Here is a 1,033-nt window from a genome sequence, read left to right on the forward strand (position 1 = left end):
GTTCTTGAAAACACCACCCAGGAATTCATTGATGTCCTTTCCGCGTCCGGCGGCCCGGCTATCTACACCCTGACCCCGGCTGAGGCCCGCAACGTTCTGGCTGGCGCACAGTCCGGCGACGTTGCCAAACCGGCTATTGATATCACCGACACCGTCTTTGGAGTTGGTCCGACAGGTGCCACCAAGGTCCGCATCATCCGCCCGGCGGGCAATACTGATCGCCTTCCTGTGATTGTTTATTTCCATGGCGCAGGCTGGGTGATGGGCGATACCGGCACCCATGATCGTCTGGTCCGTGAACTCGCCGTTCGTGCCAATGCGGCCCTGGTGTTTGTGGATTACGAACGCTCCCCCGAGGCGCGCTATCCAATCGCGATTGAGCAGGATTACGCTGTTACCAAATATGTTGCTGAACATGGTGAACAGCTCAATATCGATCCGACCCGTCTGGCAATTGCCGGTGACAGTGTCGGGGGCAACATGACCGCTGTGGTGTCGCTTCTGGCCCAGGAACGCAAAGGTCCGCAAATCACCGCACAGGTTCTGTTCTATCCGGTGACGGATGCCGATTTTGACAACGGGTCCTACACCGAATTTGCCAACGGCCCGTGGTTGACCGAGCCTGCGATGGAATGGTTCTGGAACCAGTACCTGCCCGAAGGCGTTGATCGTACTGACCCGAAAATCACACCGATCCATGCAAGTGCCGATCAGCTTGCCGGTCAGGCCCCGGCACTTGTGATTACTGCGGAAAACGACGTACTGCGGGATGAAGGCGAAGCATATGCGCGAAAACTGAGCCAGGCTGGCGTTGATGTCACCGTCACGCGCTACAACGGCACGATCCATGACTTTGTCATGCTCAATGCCCTTGCCGATACCCCGGCTGCCAAAGGCGCAATTGCCCAGGCCGGTCAGTATCTCCGCACCGCCCTGCACGGCGAATAACACGACGAATACAGGGGAATTGTCCCCAAACTTTAACACTCTTTCGGGTAGGTGCGGTTGCACCTGCCCGCCCCCGGCGACATAT

At 57.9% G+C, this 1,033-nt stretch carries 1 protein-coding gene; it reads left to right on the forward strand.

Annotation, left to right across the window (positions count from 1 at the left end; all coding sequences use genetic code 11):
* The coding region (locus tag B3Z49_RS16755; RefSeq protein ID WP_296992937.1) for an alpha/beta hydrolase at window positions 1-948 on the forward strand (948 nt) is incomplete at its 5' end.
* Window positions 949-1,033 lie beyond the last annotated feature (85 nt).

This window comes from Thalassospira sp. UBA1131 (assembly GCF_002311515.1).
In the GTDB taxonomy this organism is placed as follows: domain Bacteria; phylum Pseudomonadota; class Alphaproteobacteria; order Rhodospirillales; family Thalassospiraceae; genus Thalassospira.